Raw genomic sequence first — 24,989 nt, 5'->3', positions numbered from 1 at the left:
TATTAACAGCCTAACTCGTATACTTGGGTTTATTTTAATTATTGTTCTCTATACATGTCATCAATCTTAGTATATTGATTTGCATATTTATGGCTCGGACCATATTTATTTGTTTTGCGTTCACTATCCAAACAACTAACGACTAACGCATAAATACCAAAACCTATATAGAATGCGTACATCAATACGATGAAAATTATACTTGCAATATGATTCAAATCTGAATCTAATACAGCTATGATTAAAAATATGATGTAAGAAAATACTGTAATGCCTAAATAAATAAGCGGTAATAACATTGTTCTACCTGTATCATGAAACCTTCTAATAAATATTGCCCAATTAGGTATCAGCGTAGCCAAACCGTACACAACGAAATATATTAAACTGATGATAAGAAAAACTACGCTTATCATAATGACTGTTTCAGATTGAGAAGCAGCAGCGCTTATTAATGCAACCAAAGCAATAAAATATACAACGAACGCTGGTACTAGAAAAATTAAATGCCATAAAACCATATACCAATATTCACTTCTGCGTGCACGGCCCTTGAAGTTAAAATAATTTTTCCAAAATAGTTTTAATGCTTCTCCAAACCCAATTTTTCTTTCCAAATTGCTCCCCCCGTTTCAAGTTCATTTGATATAATGTTTATTTAACTTTAATATAGTCATTGATACTTTAACTACACTTTTTAATTTTTAGTAAACTTATAAGGTTATTCTACCAAAATTTACACATGGTTGTAACACAATTTTACAATTTAATAAAAAAGTTTGAAAAACATTTAATTTCTAAAACTATTATATGGAGGATTAGTAAATGGATTTTTTACAGCGAGATACAGTCACTATCGCCAAAGATTTATTAGGCGTACGTGTCATTTTCGAAGATGAATTACATACGTTTACAGGATACATTGTTGAAACTGAAGCATATGTTGGAAAAAAAGATCAAGCTGCTCACGGATTTAATGGCAAACGCACACCCAAAGTAGAATCTTTATATAAACTGGGTGGCACAATTTATGCGCATGTGATGCATACCCATCTACTTATCAACTTTGTAACGCAATTAGAAGGTGTACCTGAAGGTGTACTGATACGTGCTGTTGAACCAGAAGAGAATATTGAAGCAATGCGCTTAAATAGAAACAAAGACGGCTTTGAATTAACAAATGGCCCTGGAAAATGGACTAAAGCATTTAATATACCAAGACATCTGGATGGTTCACGATTAAATGAAGGCCATCTAAAAATAGATACTAAAAACCGTAAATACCCTAAACATATCGAGGAAACACCGAGAATTGGTATCCCCAATAAAGGTGAATGGACACAAAAACCACTTCGTTTTATCGTTAAAGGCAATCCGTACGTTTCCAGAATATCAAAACGTTCTACGGTACCGCCACAGGATACATGGCGTTAAAAAAGGAAACAGAGCTTTATATTTAATATATGCTCTGTTTCCTAAAATATTATTAAACTATTTGAATTATAATCGCTCATTTTAAATGCTCGTCTATGATATATGTTTTACTTTTCTACGCATTACCACAAACAAACTAAAAATTATTTAGAAAGTTTTTTATCTTTATCAAGTAAACCGAATTGTATCGTAATAACAGTACAAACAACAAATATCACAGGATAAAATGTGTATTTTAAAACTTCTATATAAGAAACATCACCATACTGTTCAACCATTAACATACCACTATCATGTGGCAGCACCATTAAGGCACAACAAGCAAATATATCTAATAAGCTTGCCATACGTTTAGGCGGTACCTTATATTCATCACCAATTTCTTTAGCGATAGGCGCAGAAATTAAAATAGCTAACGTGTTATGTGATAAAGCAGCAGAAAGCACACCAGACATTAAACTAATCACATATTCCGCACTTTTACGGCCTTTTGCTTTCTCTTTCATTGTCTTAATGATCCAATCAATACCACCATAATATCGGATTAAAGCCACCAGTCCTGATACTAAAAACGCCACAAGAAAGATAAGGAACATACTTTCCATACCTTCACCTATAGCTTTCGTAAACTGAAATATTCCCAAATTACCTTGAGCCAAACCAATGATACCTGCCATTATAATGCCAATGATTAGCACTAAAATCACATCTAGACCTGCGATTGCTGCTACAAGTACAAATAGATACGGCAGTATATTGATAAAGTTAAAACTTAAGTCACCTTCTACTTTACCCGTCCCACCCACAACTGCATATATCATTGCAGTAATAAGTGCAGCAGGTAGTGCAATCAACACATTCATCTTAAATTTATCTTTCATTTTAGCACCGACACCATTTGTTGCTGCAATTGTCGTATCTGAAATAATGGATAAATTATCACCAAAATACGCACCAGCAATCACAGCGGCACCAGCTGCTGCAACATTTAAATCCGCAGCTTGCGCTACAGCAACACCTACAGGAATAAATGCAGCTTGTGCCCCCGTAGAAGTCCCTAAGGTTAGTGCAGCAAAGCCGCTCATAATAAATATCCCAGGTATAAGCAGACTTGGTGGGATTACAGTAAGTCCCATATTCACCATTGCTGTTTTACCGCCCATTTCCGATGTCACCGTAGAAAAAGCGCCTGCTAATAATAGAATTAGACCTAGATTAACAATACCGGAGTTACCTGCATGCTCTGTAAATATTTCAACTTTTTTAGTGAACTTTGTTTTTCTATCATAGCATGTCCAAGCAATAATGATGCCAATAAAAATAGCAACATGTCTTGGTAATTGATCAAAAGCATCTTCCTTACCCATTATGGTAAAAGTAATACCTACACCAATGTATAACCCTAAAAATATGACTAATGGCAGAAGTGCTAAAAAACCATATTGCTTATCACTTCTATTAAATTCCTGCATAACACTCCTCCTGATAAACCTAGTAATTTTATATGGCATATAGTATATCAAAAAATGAGTAAACACAGAAATTTAAAATCTCACCACGTCTCATGCTAAAAATAAAATGTGAGCATGAGCCAAAATCCAATTGACTTATGCTCACACACTGTTACTTAATAATTAATCTTACAGATTTAGTTGATTTCAGCATCACCTGTATCTGTTTTAATATGAATGAGATTTGATCCATTTCCTACTTGTTTGTTTTTAAACAAGTGATTGTTAATATCCAGCTCTCCTACGTCACTATCAAATTCTATCCGTGTATTGTTAGGCTGTTTGTCCGTGTAATCCATTGTTATATCGCCCACATCCGTTTTCACTTTAACCGGTTTATCAATTGGCATATCTTTGATATCAATTGAGCCAGTATCACCTTCGAACTCACCCGAATTAAATTGAGTTTTTGTCACATACATATCCGCAACAACAACCTCAGCAATTAAACGATCAAATTTTGCATGACTAATATTCAATTCCCCTACATCCGCATATAATTTAGCATAATCCGCTTTTATTTGATCAACCATAATCGAACCGGATTCAGTATTAACATTTAAATGACTTAATGATTTTGGTAAAGTAATCGTGACATCATTATGCTTAAAATCCATAAATGTGATATCAACATTGCTGTCTAAGGGTTTATCTTTCACATATAACGTTCCGTTTTTCACCGTAGTATCCATATTTATTTTATCGTTGGTGCCTCGTGATTCAACTTTTAGTTGATCTCCTCTTTTTAATTTTATATTACTGTTGTTCAAATCTACATTGAGTTTTTTCACTTCAGCATTATTATCATATACTTTATGATAGTTCTCAGTGACTTCTTTCGATTTTTTACTTTCTACTTGAAACTGATTTACCACACCAATGCCACAAACAATCGTTATAATTAATCCAATTATGAAGAGGATAATTAGTGTTTTCTTCATGAAACCCCACTCCTTTTCACCACGTTTATGTTCCATTTGAGATACTTCACACAAATTAAATAAAATGCTTTAGTAATTAAATACGTAATCACAAATAACATTAATCCCATACCGAACAATGCACCTATCGCATAAACATCAAAAAGTAATATATTTTCAAACCCATTTAAAAACCCTTTCACTAATAACAATATTGGGCTTAAAACAAATGAAATTGTAGTGACAATCAATGAAACAACGATACTCAACACGAAAATAAACGGTACTAAAATCACAAAGAAATTTAATATACTTAAACCCATCACTGCAAAAATGGCATTTCCTACGTCACCAAATTTTTTACTGTCAGCAGCTTTTTCTACAGCAGCTGTCGCATTCATTTCTTTAGCTAAAGTTCTAGGATCTCCTAACTCCTCTGAAATTTGTGCTTCTGATTTACCTTCTTTTAGTCCACTATAAAAATGTGTTTCATATTCATTTAAAATATCTTGTCGTTCTGCATCAGAATCATGTTTTAAATGTTTATGCAATTGTTTTAAAAATTCATTTTTAGTCATTCCATTCACTCTCCTTTATAAATATTTCTACAATACTTGAAAATGATCGCCATTCATGTAATAAATCAGCTAACCTGTCATTACCTTGGTCAGTGACTTTATAATACTTCCTTGCTGGTCCTTCTGAAGAAGGTTGGTAGTATGTCGTGAGTTCTCCATTTTTCACTAATCTTCGTAATAATGGATATACTGTTCCTTCTGCAATACTCATATGCCTCGAAATATTTTGAACGAGCGAGTAACCATACTGGTCATCTCTTTTGATTATTAGCAACACAATAAGTTCAAGTGCGCCTTTTTTAAATTGACTATTCATATGTTACCTCCTATGGGAAACCAGTACTATACATTACACAGTAGCTGTCAAACAGAATATAACACACACTACTGTACATTGCAAGGTACTGTGCTATAAATATCCCTGATTAATTCCCCTTTAATTTTTGCGTATCAGACAATAGTATTATTGTCTGAAGATTACAAATAAAACAATCACTATTTATTCTATTTAGTATTTAATTCCAAACTAGATTTATGCGATTTAAATATGTATAATAGATAGCATGGAGTTTTGTAAGCACTTTCTTCATTGTCATTTTGCACACGACTCCATCCATATAACAAGACACACAGGAGAGTTTCATTTGAAATATAAGGGGGATTGAAAATGCTAGAGCTAGATGCAATTACTACTTTAGCAATCGCAAGTTTGTTATACCTGTTAGGTATATTTATTGTTAATCATGTTTCAATATTAAGAAAGCTTTGTATCCCAGCACCTGTTATCGGAGGCTTAATCTTCTCGATTTTAGTTGCAATTTTACAATCTACGAACATTATAACAATCAAACTAGATTCTGAATTCATACAAAACTTCTTTATGCTTGCGTTCTTTACAACAATTGGATTAGGCGCTTCTTTAAAGTTACTACGTTTGGGCGGAAAAGTACTCATTTTATACTTTATATTCTGCGGTTTTCTTGCAGTCTTCCAAAACCTAATTAGTGTTTCATTAGCAAAAGTATTAAACATTCCACCATTATTAGGCTTAACAGCTGGTTCTATGTCTATGGAAGGTGGCCATGGTAATGCAGCTGCTTATGGGCAAACTATTCGAGACATGGGGTTTGATTCTGCATTGACCGCAGCTTTAGCAGCAGCAACACTAGGCCTTGTAGCTGGTGGTTTAGTCGGTGGCCCTGTAGTAAAATTTTTAATAACTAAGTATAATTTAAAATCAGAACATGCAGAAGAAACAACAACAGACTATGGTAACGTGAAATCTAATGAATACTTACATAATCGCATGAACCCTACTACCATCTTTTTCTTACAATTTACGATTGTAACTATTTGTATGGCAATTGGTTCATATTTAGGAAATACATTCTCTGAATTAACTGGTATCAATATTCCTATATATGTTGGTGCAATGTTTGTAGCAGTTATCATTCGCAATATTTCTGAATATAATAATTTAAATCTTATTGATATGAAATTCGTTGATAAAATTAGTGACATATCACTAAGCCTTTTCTTATCAATCGCTTTGATGAGTATACAACTTACAGAAATATATCAATTAGCTTTACCTTTAATTATTATTGTTTTAATACAAGTAGTATTTATCGTGTTATTCTCAATATTTATCGTATTCCGCGGTTTAGGAAAAGATTACGATGCAGCTGTAATGATCGGTGGGTTTATTGGTCATGGCCTAGGTGCAACTCCAAACGCTATGGCAAACTTAGATGTTATTACCAAAAAATTCGGTGCTTCACCAAAATCATATCTGGTCGTACCGATTGTAGGTGCATTTTTGATTGATTTACTTGGCGTCCCAATCGTTACTACATTTATCAATCTATTCTAATGCTGAATTTTGATTTTTAACATAGGAAAGATTCTGAGACATAGATCTTAGAAAATAGCACTCTGATGATTCAATTCATCGGAGTGCTTCTTAATTTGTTTCTATACTTCATATTGTTGGCTCGCTTTCTTAGGCGCAGCTTCAGCTTGTCCTGTTCCCTCAAGCGACTCGCCAAAATACAACGTATTCATATGTCATCTCACATTAAAATACTTTAAAAACAAGGTCTTATATCAACCAAAATGATGTTAAAAATTATTCTACATGCATACAGCCAATCTGAATGCTTTGGTCTTGCAATTGAAAAACTGCTTAATGATTGTATCTGAAAGTTGTAGCTCTCACAAAATCAAACACCGTCTTATAAAACAATGAATTGTTTTAGAGTAAATCTTAAAGTAGACGTCCTATTAGAACCTTTATTTCTTGGTATTAATGGTATTTAATATGAGAAAAGTAGTAACTCAATGAGCCAATTATAATTAAAACAATATAGACAAAGGCAATTTCTATATTGTTCAATAGAAATTGCCTTTGTCACTTATCCAAGAACTTTATGTCCAAGATTCTTTTAATTTATCTTTAATCATCAATGATTTAATATACGAAAGTTAACACAGTAGTTCATGACCAGATTTACAAAAATAAATTTCAATAAAATCTTAATTATTAATATCGATATTACGCTGCTCTATCCAAGAATGTAATCTAGGGCCAAAAATCAATTTAGCGCGTTTTAAATCATTTATCGTAGGCGCATTTAACATCGTCATAATTTTTCTCATATGTTCAGTAAATTGCTCAGTATAGTTTAATGTTTCTGTAATACCATAATTTTCCACTTGATTTAAAAATGGGCGCGACATACCCACCGCACTTGCCCCAAGCGCTAAAGATTTCACAGCATCTAAAGGAGACCGTACGCCACCACTAGCAAGTATATTCATATCTTTTTGATAAGCAGTGCTTTCTAATAGTGATTCCACAGTTGTTTGTCCCCACATACTTAAATAGTCCATGTCCTTGTAGGCACGTCTTTCATTTTCAATATCTACAAAGTTCGTACCACCACGTCCGCTCACGTCTACATATCTTATGCCAATTTCATTTAAGTTTTTGATTGTTTCTTTACTCATACCAAAACCTACTTCTTTGACAATCACTGGAACATCTATCCGCTTCACAATTTGTGCAAGATTGTCCATCCATGTAGAAAAAGTTCTATTACCTTCAGGCATGACTAATTCTTGAGGTGCATTGACATGCACTTGTAATGCTTGAGCATCAAGTAATTGAACTGATTGAACAGCTTTATCAACAGGCACATCGGCGCCGACGTTACTAAATATGATACCTTCAGGATTGGCCTCACGCACGATTGTAAATGATGATGCCATATTGCTATTACGTAACGCCGCATGTGTAGAACCTACTGCCATTGCCATACCACTTTCACGTGCCACGATTGCCAATTTTTCATTAATTTGTTTCGTCCATTCGCTGCCACCAGTCATCGCATTAATATAAAGTGGTTGACTGAGCGTGAAATCTTTTAGCGAATGTTCAAGATTAACATCACTCACATCTATACTCGGAATAGAATCATGTACAAATCGAATTTCATCAAAATCTGAGATTGAAGCATCTGTTTGTGCCATTGCAATCTCAACGTGTTCATTTTTTCTTTGTTCTCTTTTTAAATCACTCATTATTTACTCCTACCTCAAAAATTTTAATTTTGTCAGTTTTCAAACTGCGTCATTAATTTCATACCATGAGACTAAAACCATTTTTCTTTTTTAAAATAAATCACACAACCTATACTAATACAAAACATTAGTGCTAAGACAAAATAATAACCATATCGCCATTTTAATTCTGGCATGTTTATAAAATTCATACCATAAATACCTGTAATTAATGTCAATGGTAAAAATACAACTGACACTAAGGTGAGGACTTGCATAATTCGATTCATTTTATATGAAGCATACGATGTCAAATTATCTTTTATTTCGTTTGTCATTTCTTGGCATATTTTCAAAATATTTTGTTGTTTAATCATATGATCGTCAATATGTTGAAGATAAAGCTGGCTCTTATTATCTAAAAATAATTGATGACTTTCTTTTAATTGATTGACTAATTCTGTCATGGGATAAATGATGCGCTTTAATTTAATTAATTCCGAACGTATCTTAAATACATTGTCCATCTCAAATTTCATAGAACCCTTTGTATTTTCACTATCTTCAAATTCATATACCTTATCTTCGATAGCATAAACGAAATCAAAGTAACCGTCTACTAAACAATCCAGCACCAAGATAAATATATGAGTTGGGAGAATATTATTTGTCATTTGTGTTTTAATAGTAGTTTCAATCTTCTTTAAAATATCAAAAGGTTGATGATGGTATGTAATAAGTAAACGATCTTTTATAAAAATATTTAATGCTTTTGCATTGAAATCTTCAGTTTTCACATCATGTACTACAATGTACTGATATGTGTCATAAGCTTTGTATTTAGCTCTCGGTGTCCCGTTTACTGTATCATCAATTTCAAGTTTATTAAAGTTAAAACGTGTTTTTAAAAATGTATTTTCTGCCTCAGTCGGTTGATTAAAATCACACCATATAAACTGCGCTGTTTTCGGAATATCTTCTAAACAATTAGCGCTTGTGAGTTTATTTTCAGACGATAAGTATCTCATTGTGATAGCCATAGGTCACCCCTATAATCATTTTCTTTATTTTATCATGAAATGCTATTTGTGTATGTTATATACAATTTTTAGTAAACTTAGGTTAGTAAAATTAATATATATATGCTTAATCTAACAATTAAAGTATTAAAGGAGATGTAACGATGAGCAATCCTTTCACATTTTCCAACAATGTGACACCTGATATGATTGACCATAATGGGCATGTACATGATGCAAACTATAATATGGTTTTCAGTGAGGCAATTAATCAATTTAATTATACACATGGCTTATCTTTAGCTGAACGTGACAAGTTAAATTACACATTATTTACTGTTGAAGAACAAACAGCTTATTTATCAGAATTAACTGAAGGTGATACATTTACCATTACAATCTACATCTATGATTATAATGAAAAAAGCTTGCATTTCTTTTCCATCATGACGAACCAAGATGGTATTAATATAGCAACAAATGAAGCAATGATGTTAGGGATTGATCGCACAATTAATAAAACAGCGCCCTTCCCTAAATCATTTGCTGACCAAGTTAGCAATTATTATGATAATCAACAATTAATCGAATGGCCTAAACAATTAGGTCATAAAATCGGTATCTCAAGATAAGGAGTGCTTAAGATGTCACAAAGTGTAATCGACGCAATCAAAGTGCAGCTTTATGATTTAAACGATGATATGAAAGCTGCGCTTAGCGAACTTAACCAAAACAAACAGCTAGTTATTAATGGTCCTGATCATCAATTGATTAAGCGCGGATTTGATATCAGTTATTACCAAGGTCAGAAACAAGCGATAGATACGATTCATTCATTAGTCGAACAAATTGATGTAGAAGAAGATTTAGTTCAACGCTACAGAACTTTTGTTCAAGAAGAAAAACAACTGTATAAAAATAATCTCTCAGAATTTAAAAATATGGATGAGCCAAAGCAAGATTTCAATGAATTTATAGCACTCTACTATAAATTAAAAGGGACACAGACTATTTTAACTGTCATTGATACAATAATGAACGAACACTACTAATTCAATGAACTATTTGGGACATATAAAAACAGACGCAAGGCAATATCAACACATTTATGTTTGATATCTACCTCGCCTCTGTTTTTAATTTTTTATAGGCTTATCATGCTTCTAGAATTCAGTTATATGCTAACGCATTAGCGTTTATCATGAATTGTATTGACGATTTCTTTTACAACTTTATGAGATTCTCTAATAGGTAATAATGCGAATGCATTCACCATTTTTTTAAAGGTATACAGTTGTACTGGTTGACGCATATCTTCTAACATATAAGCTAACCTTTTCATATCTGGTAAATAAATCTCTCTTCCACCACCAAATATATATATAGGCGGTAAACCAAATAATTCTCCATAAATTGGTGATAATCTACTATCATTCAGCGGAAGATTATTGGACCATACTTTCATAATTTTTTGTAAACCTTCTATATTTATGATGACATCTTTATCGATTAAATCATCTGTAATATTTTCATTATTCAATTGAGCATCTAACATAGGTGAAAACAAGTACAATTTAGCTGGCAAAGGTTGATTGTTAGATTTTAATTGTTGCACAAAACTCATCGCTAATGCACCGCCAGTACCATCACCCATCACAATAATATCTTCATTACTGCATTCTGTTAATAATTGTTGATACACTTTATGAATCGCAGCATATGTATCCTCAACATGATATTTAGGTGCTTTTGGATAAATAGGCAATACAACTTCGTATAAAGTACTTAATGCAAGTTTATCCATAAATCTCCAATGAAAAGCTGAAGGCTGTAAAATATTATACCCACCATGAATATAAAGTATTTTCTTTTGTTGGCTGTGTCTAAAACGAAATCTGAACAACTGCATATCATCCATCATTTGTTTTTCTAAATCTGATTTTACATTTAACGTTTCAGGTTGTTTGTGCTTTTTTTCATTCATCGTTAATCTTTTTTGTAAAAATTTTTCAAAGCTTTGTTGGTTATCAAATATAATTGAACGATGTGGTAATAAGTATTTATTAACAAATTTTGTTGTTAGTCTTGATTTCATACATAATCATCCCTATCTTTTTGTAACAAATTTTAGAATTATAGAATTTTTGTTTCAATTCAGTATTTAAAATAAATTATATGATAAAATAAAAATAATGACATAAACGAGAAGTTATAATAGATATTGAAATTTTAAAAATATGACAATTCATACTAAAAATTAAAATATTCAACTACATTGGTTAAAATGTAACAGTTATCACATATTATAACAAAATAAAAGTCATAAAATAACTAGATTCCCCCATCTAATGTTATGAAAGGAGTAAGTTATGACCGCAAACAATCACCAATTTAAAGATTTTGAACACACTTTAACGAATGAAACAATGCAACGAGGCTCTCGCTATGGAAAAAAGAAAAAATCTTGGGTCAGCCTTATTATACAAGTAATCGTCTTAATTCTAGTTGCAATTTCTGGTTACAGTATGTTTAAAGAGCCCATATTCAATTTAGTTTTCGTAGATAAATCGGTTAATTTTAAAGAATTAACGAATTTTCAAGAAACCATCAATAACTTAACACATTTAAATATAAATATAGAAAGCATTGATAACTTACAAACAAGTATTGATCGCTTAATACTTGTATTTTATATATTTTTTATCGCCTGTATATTAAGTTTAATCTTAACTATTTTCACATTATTTTTTAATAAAACGATTTTGAAAATAGTTAATATGTTTATCATAGCAATCATGCTAGCAATTACTTTTGGTTTTTCTGCATTAATTAAAAATATTGCTACAAGAATTGCCGATTCAATGAATCAATATTATATAACTGTTGATTCAAACCAAATATTAACAGAAGCAAATGCAATCCATAACGCTTTTATTTTATTAAGTTGTAGTATTGCTTTACTTTTAATTAGTTTATTCTTTAGAAATCGGAAACCAAGAATTTAACGTCGTTCAAATTTTATCAAAAAGCTGCTACATATAGTATATTAAGCCCGAAAATGTATGCCGAAGTTCATTTTCGGGTTTCTTTTATACCTATAGATCGATGCACCAATCGATTAATATATTTGATAAAATTAAAGTCAAACCCTAAAAGGTCTCAACTTAATTATCAAATTTATTTAGACCACTTGGTTTTTTACTTTTAATGTATATAATACTAGTAATTATCTGAGTCACAAAAGTATTCATTATAAGAAAAATAGTAGCGCAGACTTTATTAAAGATTAAAAAAGCGACAATTTCTATACAACTGTTATAGAAATTGCCGCTTTTTCGTTAGTCAGAAATGTTATATCACTGATTCTTTTTCTTATTCTTCATTTGAAATGTAATGTGACTTGCCTTTTAAGAACAAGCTCAAAATAAATGCCAACGCACTTAACAAAGTAGCGATTAAGAAAGCACTATTTACGCCGTTAATTGAAGCTAGCTTTTGCACAAATTCTAAAACTTGAGAAGTTGCCATTTGTTCTCCACCCATTGCTTGAGCCATTTCTTGTAAACGGTCTTTAATAAATGGATTTGTTTTATCTAAATCCTGTGTATATGATGCAATATGTTGTGTTGTTTGTGTAGACATAACTGTAACCAGTAATGCCGTACCAATTGAACCAGCCAATTGTCTCAATGTATTAGTTAATGCATTGCCGTGTGCAATGAGTCTTTGCGGTAATGCGTTCATACCAGCAGTCATTATTGGCATCATGATAAAACTCATACCAAATGAACGAATGATATAAATAACCATTAAATGACCATACGTTGTATTCATATTTAATTTTGTTAATTCCCACGTAGCATAAGTCATAATGGCTGTCCCTACTAAAGCTAGTGGTTTAATACCTATCGTATCTAATAATTTTCCTGCTATTGGGCCCATTACGCCCATTATTAGAGCACCTGGTAATAATAATAAACCTGATTGTACTGGTGTAAAGCCTCTTAAGTTTTGTAAGTAAAGTGGTAATAAAATCATACCACCAAATAAACTCATGGTTACAATCATGTTAATAACTGTTGTTAATGTAAAACCAGAGTATTTTAAAACTTCCATGCTTAGCATTGGCACACGCATTGTAAGCTCTCTAATTACAAAAGCAATAATAAAGATCACACCAATGATAAGAGACACTACAACTATTGGAGAACTCCAGGTGTTATTTCCCGCTTCACTGAAGCCGTATAATAACGCACCAAAGCCAATTGTACTAAATATGATACCGGGGATATCTGCTTTAGGGTTTGTAGTAACTTGATATACTCTAAACCATATATAAGCGATAGCCAATGAAATAAGTCCTATAATGAACATGCCATAGAACATCACGTTCCAATGATAATTTTCTACAATATAACCTGATAATGTTGGTCCTATTGCAGGTGCTAAAATCATTGCTATACCGAGTGTCCCCATTGCTGCGCCACGTTTTTCAGGTGGAAATATAGTCATAAATACATTTGTACCGAGTGGCATTAAGACACCTGCACCAATAGCTTGCAGTAGTCGGCCAACCATCATTATTGTAAATGAACCTGATATACCACAGACTAACGAGCCAATCGTGAATAATGTCATCGCTATTAAAAATAATTTACGATACGAATATTTATTAAATAAATAGGCACTGATTGGTATTAGAATACCATTCACAAGCATAAAGCCTGTCATAAGCCATTGACCTGTATTAGCAGAAATATTAAAATCTGTATTTATTTTAGGTAATGCAACATTTAATAACGTTTGGTTTAATATAGCTATAAACATACCGAAAATCATCGCTATTAAAACTTTACCTTGAGAAGTGCCTTTTCCAAACATAAATGAACTATGTTTAGCTTTCAACTTTTCATTTACCTGTGCTTCTTCAGAATTCGGATTGATTTGTTCATGATCCGAATCATGTTGTGTCGATGATTCAGTAGCGTCACTGTCAGAGTGCGTTGCCTTTTCTGGCTTTTCGTCTATTGATTCATCTTTGTTTTGTTCTTGATTTTCTGTTGTTGTTTTGTCGTCTTTAACTTTAAATTTAGATTGATAACTTTCGTTAGAAGCAATGCTTTCATGCTTAGATTGTTCCATTTTTCTGGCAGATTTTTGCTTATTTCTTTTCATGATAAAGAAATTTAGTCCGCCGACAAGAATGAGCGCTATGACTACGTAAACAATAATGAAGGTCATTGTCATTTTAAGACCCCCTTAATTTTTATGAATTTTTACTTCAGCGTTCATTCCTGGAACAACATTTTTAGATGGTTTTGAATCTAGTGAAATTTTCACTGGTACCACTTGTGATACTTTTGTATAGTTGCCATCACTGTTTGATGAAGGCATCATTGAAAAGCTTGAAGCAGTTGCTTTGCCTACTTCTTCTACTTTACCTTTTAATTCAGCGTCTTCACCATCTAATTTAACATTTACATCTTTACCTTCCTCAACGTCTGCAATATCTTTTTCATCCACGTTAGCAGTTATATAAGAATCATCTAAATTATAAGCATAAGCGATTGGTGTGCCAGCTTGAGCCATTGAACCTTCCATGCCATCAACTTTTACAATTGTGCCATCTTTAGGCATTTTAATACTCATATCTTGAGATTGACCGCCTTCACCTTTAGCAGCAATCTCTGCAACTTTGTCACCTTTGCTTAATTTTTCATTATTTTTGACATCAAGCGATTTGATTTCGCCAGAAGCTGGAGCTGATATTTTAATTTGTTCTCCATCCACTTTAGCATTATCCGTACTTACAAAAGATGTTGCTTGATTATAAAAATGGAATCCTACGACACCAATAATTACAAGTACAACAATGGTAATGACATTGATTAATACCATTTTCTTCATAATACTTTCCTCCTATTTGCATTTAAAATTCACCTTGTATATTATAAAGAGATGAAATTTAAAAGTATACCGACACTTAAATAAAATGTGTTGGGTACGTTATTTATGTTCTATGAAGGAGTTATTATGAAACAAAATGCTAAACGTAAAATCATCCATAATATGATTGCATTACTAGAGCTACATCCGTTTGAAAATATAACTATCAAAATGTTATGTGCATATAGTGATATAAATAGGACAACTTTTTATGATTACTTCGTAGATAAATATGATCTTTTAGCTACAATACAGTCACACCATATTCAGAAATATAAAAAACTATTAGAAAATCTATATAAAAGTTCTGAAGAGATTGCAGATAATTATTCGAAACTATATCAGTTTTTCAAAATCATTTTACGCTATATTAAACGCCATTATGGCTATTTCCATGCTATTTTAGTCACATATCCTAATCGAGACTTGTTTTTTGAATATATGCATGCCACGCGTGATACCTATATTAAAATTTTGGATGACTATACCAGTGTTATAAATAAAAAACAATTTGTAATTTACGCACTAGGTGGCCAAATGGGTCTTGTTTATACTTGGATTAAAGAAGGATGCAATCAACCGGTAAATGATTTAGCTCAAATTTTATTAGCTAATACAATTAAGTTGAATCGTTAAGTCATTTCCTAATAAATGATCTAATTAAAAAGACTACTAAATTTCTACAAAATAATAGAAGTTTAATAGTCTTAGATTATTTCTAATTCAAATATATAGAACAGCTTGATACCTACCATGCAACATCATGTCAATGCTATACTTCACCTTGGTTTAGCAAAACTCTAGCCTTCGCCACTTCGAATCATTCCTGCAAAATAAATTAGCTTGGGATAAAAATCTAATTTGTTTAAAATGACATTATTGCTACATCCATAAATGTAAGCGCATGTTTAAATCAACTTAAAGTACTTGACTTGAAACACATGCACCAGCTACTTACCAAAATACTAAAAAGATTTTATTTCATCCTCTCTTAGGCTCACTTGCTTGTTCTAAATACAAAATAACTCATCACTTGCAACACTATGAGTAATATACCTGCAATTAGGATAATTGTGACATAAGGTACATAATTTTCTTCTCCCATTAAACCTACGAGAGGTGAAATCACCCCACCTAATAAGTATTGGATAAGTCCAAGTAAACTTGATGCGCTTCCATTACCCCCAGTACGTTCATCCATTGCTATAGAAAATCCCAGTGTTGCTACACCAGTAACCGGTGCAACAAGAATAATAAAACCAAAGCATAAAATCCATATTGACAAGTGATTTACTAAAGTAAACGTTACACTCAGAATTCCTACTAATTGAATCAATGTCAAAATTCGTAATAACATTTGCCTATTTATAAAATCAACCAACTTACCAGTCAATTGACTTGAAACAATCAGACTTATACCAACAACTGCAAACATAATACTAAATTGCTGTGGAGACATACCATAAATATGTTGAGTAATAAATGGAGAAGCTGAAATATAACTAAACAATATGATAAACGTAACCCCTTGAATCAACATTGGTAATACAAAACGTGGTGCTTCTAATAATTGTAAGAAATTCTTAAAAATACTTCCCATATGAGGGCTATCCCTATGTTCAATTGATAATGATTCTTCCACTTTAAACATTGTTCCAAAAAACATGAACATGCCAAATATGGTAAGTACGACAAACACCATATGCCAAGTTGAAAATGATAAGATCACACCACCTAAAGCGGGTGCTAATACAGGTGCGACGCCATTGACTAACATGAGTAAAGCTAAAAATTTCGTTAATTGTTTGCCACTGTATAAATCGCTTGATATTGCTCTAGAAATAACTGCGCCTGCGCCTCCACAAAAACCTTGCACAAATCTTAAAATGATCATCCACCAAATATTGTTTACAAAAATAATTCCTAAACTTGCTAATGTAAATAACAACATCGCAATCATAAGTGGTTGTTTACGTCCGATGGAATCAGAAATAGGACCAGTAAATAAATTCCCAATAGCTAAGCCAATCATAAATAAAGATAAAGTTAATTGTGCATTTGAAGTTGTCGTATTAAAATCAGTCTGAATTTGAGGTAAACCAGGTAAAAACATATCTATAGATAAAGCACCAATTGCAGTTAATGCACCTAGAATTAAAATAAAAATAAGTGATTGCTTTTGTTGTTGATTGTCTGACATCTTATAACTCCTTCAAATATTACTTAAAATACTCAATTCGACGATAACTACATTTAATTATGTATTTCTTACTGACTTATTACAATATTATGAATAAGCATTATTACCATTATAGCTTTAGCTCAAAAACAAAGAAAGCGTCAATTTCTACTAACTGTTATAGAAATTGACGCTTATACATGAGTCAGAATGAGTTTATTCTCAAATTGCTCTATTTTTCTACTACTACATTTATCAAAGTGATATTGACAAGCATTTCACTACATTACTATTCCGAATATTTCACTACCTTGAGATTACTGGCATCATCATCGCCTTCAAGTTGATAGTTCACTTCGCCATACTGTCCGTCTTCTTTGACGGTTTGAGCAGTAATATAAAATGTTTCACCTTGTCTCACAATTTCAGTGATTTGTGGCTGTGGTAAATAAAAAATAGCATTTTCTTTCACTTGATTTTTTGTAGACTTGTAGTTATTGCTATTCTTTTTCAGATAAGATGAAACTAAATTAAAATTACTTTGGCTATGCGCGTTATTCATTGCAGCAGTATAATTACCGAAAAAACGAACCACCTTATTTCTGAAACTATTTTCTTCTTTTTCTTTTTTATCAACATAATCTTGAATTTCATCACCATCAAAATTCAATGTTACATATGTTTTATCTTTCAAGTTATCCGTTTTAACAGTCGTTTCAGCTGATTTAAATGTCTTTTTCTTCGCTTCACCTTCGGCAGAAACTGTTAATTCTTGTGTTTTTGGATATGGTCCTATTTCTTTATTATTATTATAGTCATATGTTTTATCATTTACTTTCACTTTAACCGTATCTTTATCAATTTCTGATGCGCCTTTTAAATCTAAGACAATATAAGCTTCATTAAAATCTTCTGAAACGTCAACTGTTTCATGATTACTATTATTAAAATTAAATTTGAGTTCACCACTAAACTGTCCGTTAGCCATTTCCTTTTTAGACTCGATAACGTAATCACCTGGTATGAATTCACCAAGTACCGTCGTCTTATTCTTCTGTGCGTGAACAGTTCTTTGCTTATCATTTGCTTTAAATTTATATGTTGCATCGTACTTAGGCTTTACAATCGCTTCTTTTGTAGGTGCTGTAAAACTCATGTTATCAAATATCAAATAACGTCGCCCATTTTTACTGATACGCAAAACTTTTTCACCATTTTTGGCTGTTACAAAGTCTTCCTCACTCGTCTCATTATTATTTAAAGAAGCTATTTTTTGTTTAATATCTTTTGTATATTGTTTCATGCCAACTTCTTTTTTTATATATTTAATATAAGCTTTAGCCTCATTTTCATCCACACTATTATTTTGTGTGCTTAATAAGGTTGATAATTTTTGAGTATCATTATTATCTACAGCATTAATTAATATTTCCGATTGTGCTTCCGGAGAATTAAAATTTTTCAATAAGATAAATATAATCACCAGTAGAATAATGATAAAAGCTGCAATACCCCAGGGAATAATTTTCCTTGCTTTGTTATTAACAGTTTTTTTGTTTTCTTTTGAAGTTCGAGTCATTTTTTCGTTACTTGTCGACTCTATACGATAGCCACAATGACTACATCTTCGTTGTCCTATCCTTATATTTCCCCCACATTTAGGGCACTTTTGCATTTTATCACCACGCTCAGTCCTTATTTTTTACATTATCCCGTTATTTTAACATAATATATTTATAAACTATATGGCTTTATCAAGCCATTTCCACCAATTTTTTGTAGTTTTTTAATTAAGTGAAATTTATTTTTACGCTACCTTATTTCTATTATATGTATATAAATCAGTAAAAGATATACATCATTAGTCCAATGTCTTCTTATATCTTCTATGATTTTTTCTTTCATCTTATATAGCTTAAGCTTTTAATTATGCACTTCAAATGAATCATTTTAATTTGGGTACGTCATTCCGGTTGTTGAAGCATGATTTTAATTAAATGTATTTAGCTTTGCTTTTAAATACTTTCATTGCTTATACTATTAAATACTGTGCTTCAAATTGAAATTTTTTAATCTTTGGTCAATAATTTCTAAAACATAACGTGCTTGTTCGATTTGTTCATCAGACAAGTCGTGTAAAATATCACTAACAATCGTATTGATAATTTCCTTACTTTGTTTATTAAATTGTTTGCCTCTTTCTGTTAATTTAATATATTTTAATCTTTGATCTGTATTTTCTTCTGCTTTCTCCCATTGAACTACTTCTGCTTGTATTAATTTTTTGATTCTCCGGCTAACGGCAGCTTTATTTACGCCTTGTCTTTCAGTTATTTCAGTTAACGTCATGGTTTTTTCGTTTTCTAACATTAATATAACATTGGCCTGCTCTTTTGATACGTTATAGTCTTCTCTTAATTCTTTTAACAATTTAGCTAACAAAGTATTCACATCATTTATAAATTCACCCATAAAATCAATATGACTACTTAAATTTTTAACCATAACTTCTCGCACCTCTACTATTCTAGCTCACATAAGTAAACGTTATTTTTTTTATATTATGTTTATAATATCAATATTCGAGATGGTATAAAAGCAGAAATTTGTATTCACTGCGTTTTTTAATTGTTAAATCTAGCAAAATTACAAAATACAATACCATTAAAATTTGATTAATTTTAATAATTGCTCTACATTTAAAATATTATAAACTTTCGGGGTGAACCATGTATACGTTGTCTTTAATTATAAGTTTAATTATTTTATGTGGTTTTATTGCTATGATTAAAAATTTCAAATTCACTACTAATTTAACTTTTTTTGTAATTCAAATTATTTTAGGTTACTTTGTAATCATCTTACATGTAGGTAAGTTATCTTTGCCTATGCCACTCATATTCACTATGTTTGTTGGCGTGTTGTTAATACACATCAAACATCATCATTTATTTAAACATAGATTAAGCGCACTTTTTTTGCGCCGTTTGTATGCTATTGCATATAGAGTATTACTGTTTATGATTGCTTGTGCTTATATTAGTCTAATACCTGTAGGTATCAATGTGATTTTTTATTGGTTAGCTGCTATTGCATTTAGTGCATGTTTCACCTTCATTTGTTATGCGCTTTGCACATCTGCATTTTCAAATGTTACATACAAAGAAGACTTTGATGTCATATTGGTATTAGGCGCAGGTATTTTTACTGATCAAGTAACACCTATGCTAGCTAAAAGATTAAACAAAGCTATAGCATTACACCATTTAAATCCAAATGCTCGACTCATTGTAAGTGGTGGACAAGGTCCTGACGAACCAATTTCAGAGGCCTTGGCTATGTATCGATACTTAGTCCAAAGAAATATTAATCCTTCAATGATAGTACTTGAAGACCAGTCTACGAGCACTTTAGAAAACCTTAAATATACAAAAGTGCTCATTCAACAATTATATAGATATGAACCAAGTATCCTATGTGTCACAAGTCAATTTCATATTATGCGCGCTTTAAGGTTTGGACAAAAATTAAACCTCAACTTAAAAGGTGTCGGCAGTCATACACCTTATCATTTCTTTGAAATTGCATTAATTAGGGATTTTTTAGCAATCATGTACCAATATAAGCTTTTACTAACTTGTTACTTTGTAGTGTTATTTTGGGCAAGTATGATGGCGTTGTGGCATATTCCATCCATTTAAAGCCACTATACACAAAATAAATTGTGCATCCTTTTTACAATAGAACATAGTGTTTTCTTCATAGAAAAAGAGTGGGACAGAAGTCTAATTTTATTAAAAGATTTCTGTCCCACTCCATTGATTTAGGAATCATAATTATATTACGGTTCATTTAATTATACTATTGATCAACGATGACACCATCATCTAATTCGATGACTCTATCAGCATAATCAAATAGTCTTTTATCGTGCGTTATCATAATACCAATCATATTTTTACTTTGAATTTGATTTTTAATCATATCTATCACTTCTGTGGCACGTTCAGCGTCTAAACTTGCAGTTGGTTCGTCAGCTAAGATTATTTTCGGATGATTCATCAATGATCTCATGATGGCAACACGTTGCTTTTGTCCGCCTGAAAGTGTGTGTGGAAATACGTTTAGCTGTTCTGCTAAACCGATTTGTGTTAATAGTTTTTCTGATCTATCAGTGGCTTCTTTTTTAGACATACCTGCTTCTTTACCTATTGTTGTTAACTGATCTTTAACTTTTAAATAAGGTACTAAGTGTGAAGATTGAAATATAAAACCAATTTCATTAAGTCTTAGCTCAGAAGCTTTTTTATCACTATCATATAAATGCTCACCATTATATAATATTTCACCACCACTTTGTGACAATAGCCCACCTAAAATAGTTAAAAGCGTTGTTTTACCTGAGCCTGAAGCACCGTTTAAAATTACAAATTCTCCTTCATTCACTTCAAAATTAATCCCTTTTAAAACTTTAGTTTCGGAAGAACCTTTCCCAAAGGATTTTTTTATATCTTTAACTTGTAAACTCATTATTCTCCACCTCCGATAGCTTCAATAGGATCTACTTTAAATAATTTAATAAATGATAGTGCTGCGCCAACAATTGCAACAACGATGAAAATGCCTACGACTAATAATATATTCGCAACAGTTACGTGGAAAGGCATAGAAATTGGCATTATTAATGATAAACCACTAATTAATGCAACAGCAATTATCACTGCAACCATTGTAGTTATTAATATTTGTAATACTAAAGCACTTAGTAAATGTCTTGTCTTGATACCAATTGCTTTTAAAATACCGATTTCTGGAATTTTTTGTATCGTCATAACATAGAAGAATGCACTGAGAACTATAGCAGAAATGACAAACAAGCTAACTATCATCATATTAAGTGGTGCTTGTTCTGCTTGATAACTCGGTATTTCACTTGTGATATCGTCTTCCGTAAATACATCGATACCATTAATATCTTCTAATTTATTTATCTGTTTTTGTGACATATCTTGAATTGGATAAACGGTACTTACATTTTTATTCAATTTATCAAATCCACTATTATTCATCATAACCACTGAACTATGAGCATACATTGTGTCATCCAAAATACCTGATACTTTTAACGTTTCACCGTCTTTAATTTTAATGTTGTCTCCAACATCTACCCCACTTGCAGTTAATTTACTATTAATTGCAACTTCATTGTCTTTTTTAGGATAATGTCCTTCTGACAATTCTGGTTTTTCATTTTTCACTGTATTCGTCATAACAACATCTTCTTCATCTTTATCAATTTTCAAAGTTTGAGATGCTATTTTTAAAGGTGACTGTCCACTAATATCTTCAATTTTCTCTTGCTGTTCTGGTTTAATAATTGATTTTTCGATTTGTGGTGTTTTGTTATTTTGCATCACATATTTTTCTGACTTCATATTATCTAACATAGAAATATTCTCTCTTGCTAAACCTTGTGCCAAACCACTAATAAATAAAACCATAACACCTAATAACAATATAATTAACATGATTAATATATAACGAAATTTATAATATTTTATCTCTTGCCATGCCAATTTCATAGTGTTTCACTCCCTTTCAAGAACTTATATTTAAAGTTTAAGGTCTTTATATGAACTCAATATGAACTATGATTAACTTTTTAAATTATTTCCTATTTGTTAAGTTAAATTTTTCCATATATAATGTCTGTAAAATGATTAAGGAGATTTTGAGCATGACAACTTGTTTAATTGTCGATGATGACAGTAAAATTTTAGAATATGTTTCAAATTATATTTCACGAGAAGGACTAGATGTTGTGACACAATCAAGTGCTGAAAACGCACTGTCGTATTTAGATACACATCAGGTTGATATTGCTATCGTCGATGTAATGATGCCTGGCATGAGTGGTTTTGAACTATGTAAAGTTTTAAAAGAAGATTTTGAAATGCCTGTCATTATGTTAACAGCAAGAGACGCACTTAGTGATAAGGAACAAGCCTATTTAACTGGTACAGACGATTATGTTACTAAGCCATTTGAAGTAAAAGAGCTTATCTTTAGAATAAAAGCAGTATTAAAACGGTATAATATAAATGCTAATAATGAATTGAAAGTTGGAAATCTCACGCTCAATCAAGCTTATTTAGAACTTCAATCTTCTACTAAATCAATGAACTTACCAAATAAAGAGTTTCAACTCTTATTCTTACTTGCTTCACATCCAAAACAAGTATTTAACCGTGACGATTTGATTGAAAAAATTTGGGGCTTTGACTATGAAGGTGATGAACGGACTGTTGACGTACACATTAAGCGTTTGAGAAAGCGATTGTCAAAGTTAGGAGCTACGATTACGATTCATACAGTACGTGGCTTAGGATACAAGGTTGATGACAATGTTTAAATCACTATATTCACGTATTGCTATTTATACTGTCGTCATTTTACTATCGAGTGCATTGCTTAGTTTTCTATTAACTAACATTATTTATCACAATCATTTAAAAGAGAATAATGATGCAAAAATAATGAGAACATTAAAAGATGCTATTTCCTATGAAAAAGAATCTAAGATACAAATGCCAAAACCCTTTTTCAAACATCTTGGACAAATGAATTATCAAGTGATGACCGTCTCAGAAAATGGCAAAAAGGCTTATTATGGCACTGCATTTAGAAAAGATAATGTTGACTCTAAAAACATTAAATCTGTGTTAAATGGCCATGATTATCATGGGATAAGAAATTTGCCCTACAACCCTTTTATCACTGGTTTTTTTGAAAATACTACTCAAAATACTGTGGGTGTGCAATTTCAATCCAATGGTCAAAATTATGCTGTTTTTATGAGACCAGACATCGGAAAAACTTTTAGTGAATTTAGAATTTTCTTAGTCATATTAATTACACTCTTATTAGTCATCTCAATCATTTGGGTTATTTCTTCAACTTATATGATTATTAAACCGATACAACAGTTAAAACAAGCGACTGAAAGGTTAATGGAAGGCAATTTTGATGTACCGATAGACATTAAACGTAATGATGAATTTGGCACATTACAATATCGATTTGATAAAATGAGACTCTCTTTAAAACAAGTCGATGACATGAGACAGCACTTTGTTCAAAATGTTTCACATGAGATCAAAACACCATTAACACATATTCATCATTTACTTGATCAATTAAAATTCGCTAAAGACGCAACAGCTCGTGAACAATATATCGATGAAATATACCAAATTACAACACAGCTCAGTGAATTAACCAAAGAACTTTTATTATTATCAGAAATTGATAATGGCGAACATCTAGAATTAACTGACAACATCGAACTTAATAAACTGATTAAACAGATTATACGCCATGAACAATTTGCGACGAATGAAAAAGATTTGATCATTATGTCTGATTTAGCTAATGTATCTATAATTGGGAATGAGCGCTTACTAAACCAAGCTTTTCAAAACTTAATAACGAACGCGATCAAATATTCTGAACAAGGGGGTACAATTGACATTACACTCACACATGATACCGATCAAATTCGTTTTAATATCACTGATGATGGTCAAGGCATGTCACCAGAAACCCAATCTCGTCTATTTGAACGTTTCTATAAAGCAAGCAATCATGATAATAGCAATGGCTTAGGCTTAGCTATTGCGAAAGCAATTTTTGAATTACACAATGGTACAATTGAAGTAACAAGTACGAAATATGAAGGTACAACATTCACTGTTACCATCCATAAATAACAATATAACAAGTGAGCTGATACCTGTGAATTTTATGAATTAAAGCTCGTAATAGGTTACAATATTTTCTAG

Annotated in this window: 24 protein-coding genes and 1 pseudogene; 10 read left to right on the top strand and 15 right to left on the bottom strand. The window is 31.6% G+C overall.

Features of this window, described 5'->3' with window-relative positions; all coding sequences use genetic code 11:
- Positions 1–38: 38 nt before the first annotated feature.
- Positions 39–617 carry a DUF805 domain-containing protein gene (locus tag KA814_RS01965; RefSeq protein WP_064209343.1) on the bottom strand — a complete coding sequence of 193 codons (579 nt, stop codon included), beginning with the start codon at positions 615–617 and terminating at the stop codon, positions 39–41.
- Positions 618–825: 208 nt separating this feature from the next.
- Here KA814_RS01965 and KA814_RS01960 point away from each other — a divergent pair, with 208 nt between their 5' ends.
- A complete protein-coding gene (locus KA814_RS01960; RefSeq protein WP_046208518.1) occupies positions 826–1,434 on the top strand; it encodes a DNA-3-methyladenine glycosylase in 609 nt (202 codons plus the stop codon).
- Positions 1,435–1,577: 143 nt separating this feature from the next.
- Here KA814_RS01960 and KA814_RS01955 read toward each other — a convergent pair whose 3' ends face one another.
- From KA814_RS01955 to KA814_RS01940, 4 genes are all read right to left on the bottom strand, one after another.
- On the bottom strand, positions 1,578–2,906 hold the full coding sequence (locus KA814_RS01955) for a Na+/H+ antiporter NhaC family protein (protein WP_046208519.1): 1,329 nt from the start codon (positions 2,904–2,906) through the stop codon (positions 1,578–1,580).
- 176 nt (positions 2,907–3,082) lie between these two features.
- On the bottom strand, positions 3,083–3,886 hold the full coding sequence (locus KA814_RS01950) for a DUF4097 family beta strand repeat-containing protein (RefSeq protein ID WP_064209342.1): 804 nt from the start codon (positions 3,884–3,886) through the stop codon (positions 3,083–3,085).
- Complete coding sequence (locus tag KA814_RS01945; RefSeq protein WP_046208521.1) at positions 3,883–4,443, bottom strand: HAAS signaling domain-containing protein; 561 nt, start codon at positions 4,441–4,443, stop codon at positions 3,883–3,885. The genes KA814_RS01950 and KA814_RS01945 overlap by 4 nt, the downstream gene beginning before the upstream one ends.
- Entirely contained in the window at positions 4,436–4,759 is a 324-nt protein-coding gene (locus KA814_RS01940) for a PadR family transcriptional regulator (RefSeq protein ID WP_046208522.1), read from the bottom strand. The genes KA814_RS01945 and KA814_RS01940 overlap by 8 nt, the downstream gene beginning before the upstream one ends.
- Positions 4,760–5,110: 351 nt before the next feature.
- Between KA814_RS01940 and gltS the strand changes: the two genes are divergently transcribed.
- Positions 5,111–6,316 carry a sodium/glutamate symporter gene (gene gltS / locus KA814_RS01935; RefSeq protein WP_046208523.1) on the top strand — a complete coding sequence of 402 codons (1,206 nt, stop codon included), beginning with the start codon at positions 5,111–5,113 and terminating at the stop codon, positions 6,314–6,316.
- Between the two features lie 239 nt (positions 6,317–6,555).
- Positions 6,556–6,744: pseudogene (locus KA814_RS13590) on the top strand (IS5/IS1182 family transposase); the annotation flags it as partial.
- A 234-nt stretch (positions 6,745–6,978) separates the two neighbouring features.
- On the opposite strand, the gene fni reads toward KA814_RS13590, so the two are convergent.
- Together fni and corA are read right to left on the bottom strand one after the other, a co-directional pair.
- Positions 6,979–8,025 carry a type 2 isopentenyl-diphosphate Delta-isomerase gene (gene fni, locus KA814_RS01930; protein WP_064209341.1) on the bottom strand — a complete coding sequence of 349 codons (1,047 nt, stop codon included), beginning with the start codon at positions 8,023–8,025 and terminating at the stop codon, positions 6,979–6,981.
- Between the two features lie 71 nt (positions 8,026–8,096).
- Entirely contained in the window at positions 8,097–9,044 is a 948-nt protein-coding gene (gene corA / locus KA814_RS01925; RefSeq protein WP_064209340.1) for a magnesium/cobalt transporter CorA, read from the bottom strand.
- 143 nt (positions 9,045–9,187) lie between these two features.
- Here corA and KA814_RS01920 point away from each other — a divergent pair, with 143 nt between their 5' ends.
- Both KA814_RS01920 and KA814_RS01915 read left to right on the top strand, forming a co-directional pair.
- The gene (locus KA814_RS01920; RefSeq protein WP_064209339.1) at positions 9,188–9,655 is read left to right on the top strand and encodes a thioesterase family protein; all 468 of its coding nucleotides are present in this window, start codon (positions 9,188–9,190) and stop codon (positions 9,653–9,655) included.
- Between the two features lie 12 nt (positions 9,656–9,667).
- The gene (locus tag KA814_RS01915; protein WP_064209338.1) at positions 9,668–10,075 is read left to right on the top strand and encodes a hypothetical protein; all 408 of its coding nucleotides are present in this window, start codon (positions 9,668–9,670) and stop codon (positions 10,073–10,075) included.
- A gap of 137 nt (positions 10,076–10,212) precedes the next feature.
- Here the strand turns inward: KA814_RS01915 and KA814_RS01910 are convergent, their stop codons facing one another.
- Positions 10,213–11,118: an alpha/beta hydrolase fold domain-containing protein gene (locus KA814_RS01910; RefSeq protein WP_064209337.1), complete on the bottom strand. Its 906-nt coding sequence runs from the start codon at positions 11,116–11,118 to the stop codon at positions 10,213–10,215.
- A 274-nt stretch (positions 11,119–11,392) separates the two neighbouring features.
- On the opposite strand from KA814_RS01910, the gene KA814_RS01905 reads away from it, so the two are divergent.
- Entirely contained in the window at positions 11,393–12,028 is a 636-nt protein-coding gene (locus KA814_RS01905; RefSeq protein WP_046208529.1) for a hypothetical protein, read from the top strand.
- A 367-nt stretch (positions 12,029–12,395) separates the two neighbouring features.
- On the opposite strand, the gene KA814_RS01900 is transcribed toward KA814_RS01905, so the two are convergent.
- Positions 12,396–14,270: a DHA2 family efflux MFS transporter permease subunit gene (locus KA814_RS01900; RefSeq protein ID WP_210122652.1), complete on the bottom strand. Its 1,875-nt coding sequence runs from the start codon at positions 14,268–14,270 to the stop codon at positions 12,396–12,398.
- Between the two features lie 12 nt (positions 14,271–14,282).
- Positions 14,283–14,930 (bottom strand): HlyD family secretion protein, encoded by a 648-nt coding sequence (locus tag KA814_RS01895; RefSeq protein WP_046208531.1) that lies wholly within the window; start codon positions 14,928–14,930, stop codon positions 14,283–14,285.
- A gap of 126 nt (positions 14,931–15,056) precedes the next feature.
- Here KA814_RS01895 and KA814_RS01890 point away from each other — a divergent pair, with 126 nt between their 5' ends.
- Complete coding sequence (locus KA814_RS01890; RefSeq protein ID WP_046208532.1) at positions 15,057–15,605, top strand: TetR/AcrR family transcriptional regulator; 549 nt, start codon at positions 15,057–15,059, stop codon at positions 15,603–15,605.
- A 361-nt stretch (positions 15,606–15,966) separates the two neighbouring features.
- Here KA814_RS01890 and KA814_RS01885 read toward each other — a convergent pair whose 3' ends face one another.
- From KA814_RS01885 to KA814_RS01875, 3 genes are all read right to left on the bottom strand, one after another.
- A complete protein-coding gene (locus KA814_RS01885; RefSeq protein ID WP_107521820.1) occupies positions 15,967–17,169 on the bottom strand; it encodes a putative multidrug effflux MFS transporter TcaB in 1,203 nt (400 codons plus the stop codon).
- 268 nt (positions 17,170–17,437) lie between these two features.
- The gene (locus KA814_RS01880; protein WP_046208534.1) at positions 17,438–18,823 is read right to left on the bottom strand and encodes a membrane-associated protein TcaA; all 1,386 of its coding nucleotides are present in this window, start codon (positions 18,821–18,823) and stop codon (positions 17,438–17,440) included.
- A 365-nt stretch (positions 18,824–19,188) separates the two neighbouring features.
- Positions 19,189–19,653 (bottom strand): MarR family transcriptional regulator TcaR, encoded by a 465-nt coding sequence (locus KA814_RS01875; RefSeq protein ID WP_019468867.1) that lies wholly within the window; start codon positions 19,651–19,653, stop codon positions 19,189–19,191.
- A 224-nt stretch (positions 19,654–19,877) separates the two neighbouring features.
- On the opposite strand from KA814_RS01875, the gene KA814_RS01870 reads away from it, so the two are divergent.
- Positions 19,878–20,849 (top strand): YdcF family protein, encoded by a 972-nt coding sequence (locus KA814_RS01870; protein ID WP_019468866.1) that lies wholly within the window; start codon positions 19,878–19,880, stop codon positions 20,847–20,849.
- Between the two features lie 160 nt (positions 20,850–21,009).
- Here KA814_RS01870 and KA814_RS01865 read toward each other — a convergent pair whose 3' ends face one another.
- On the bottom strand, positions 21,010–21,678 hold the full coding sequence (locus tag KA814_RS01865) for an ABC transporter ATP-binding protein (RefSeq protein ID WP_019468865.1): 669 nt from the start codon (positions 21,676–21,678) through the stop codon (positions 21,010–21,012).
- A complete protein-coding gene (locus KA814_RS01860) occupies positions 21,678–22,730 on the bottom strand; it encodes an ABC transporter permease (RefSeq protein WP_064209335.1) in 1,053 nt (350 codons plus the stop codon). The genes KA814_RS01865 and KA814_RS01860 overlap by 1 nt, the downstream gene beginning before the upstream one ends.
- Positions 22,731–22,885: 155 nt before the next feature.
- Between KA814_RS01860 and KA814_RS01855 the strand changes: the two genes are divergently transcribed.
- Both KA814_RS01855 and KA814_RS01850 read left to right on the top strand, forming a co-directional pair.
- Positions 22,886–23,560: a response regulator transcription factor gene (locus KA814_RS01855; protein WP_019468863.1), complete on the top strand. Its 675-nt coding sequence runs from the start codon at positions 22,886–22,888 to the stop codon at positions 23,558–23,560.
- Complete coding sequence (locus KA814_RS01850; protein ID WP_064209407.1) at positions 23,553–24,917, top strand: sensor histidine kinase; 1,365 nt, start codon at positions 23,553–23,555, stop codon at positions 24,915–24,917. The genes KA814_RS01855 and KA814_RS01850 overlap by 8 nt, the downstream gene beginning before the upstream one ends.
- Positions 24,918–24,989 lie beyond the last annotated feature (72 nt).

It is taken from the genome of Staphylococcus sp. GDY8P196P (genome assembly GCF_017891705.1).
GTDB lineage: Bacteria > Bacillota > Bacilli > Staphylococcales > Staphylococcaceae > Staphylococcus > Staphylococcus ureilyticus.
Note: the sequence above shows the minus strand (reverse complement) of the source record. Positions and strands in the feature narration are given on the sequence as shown.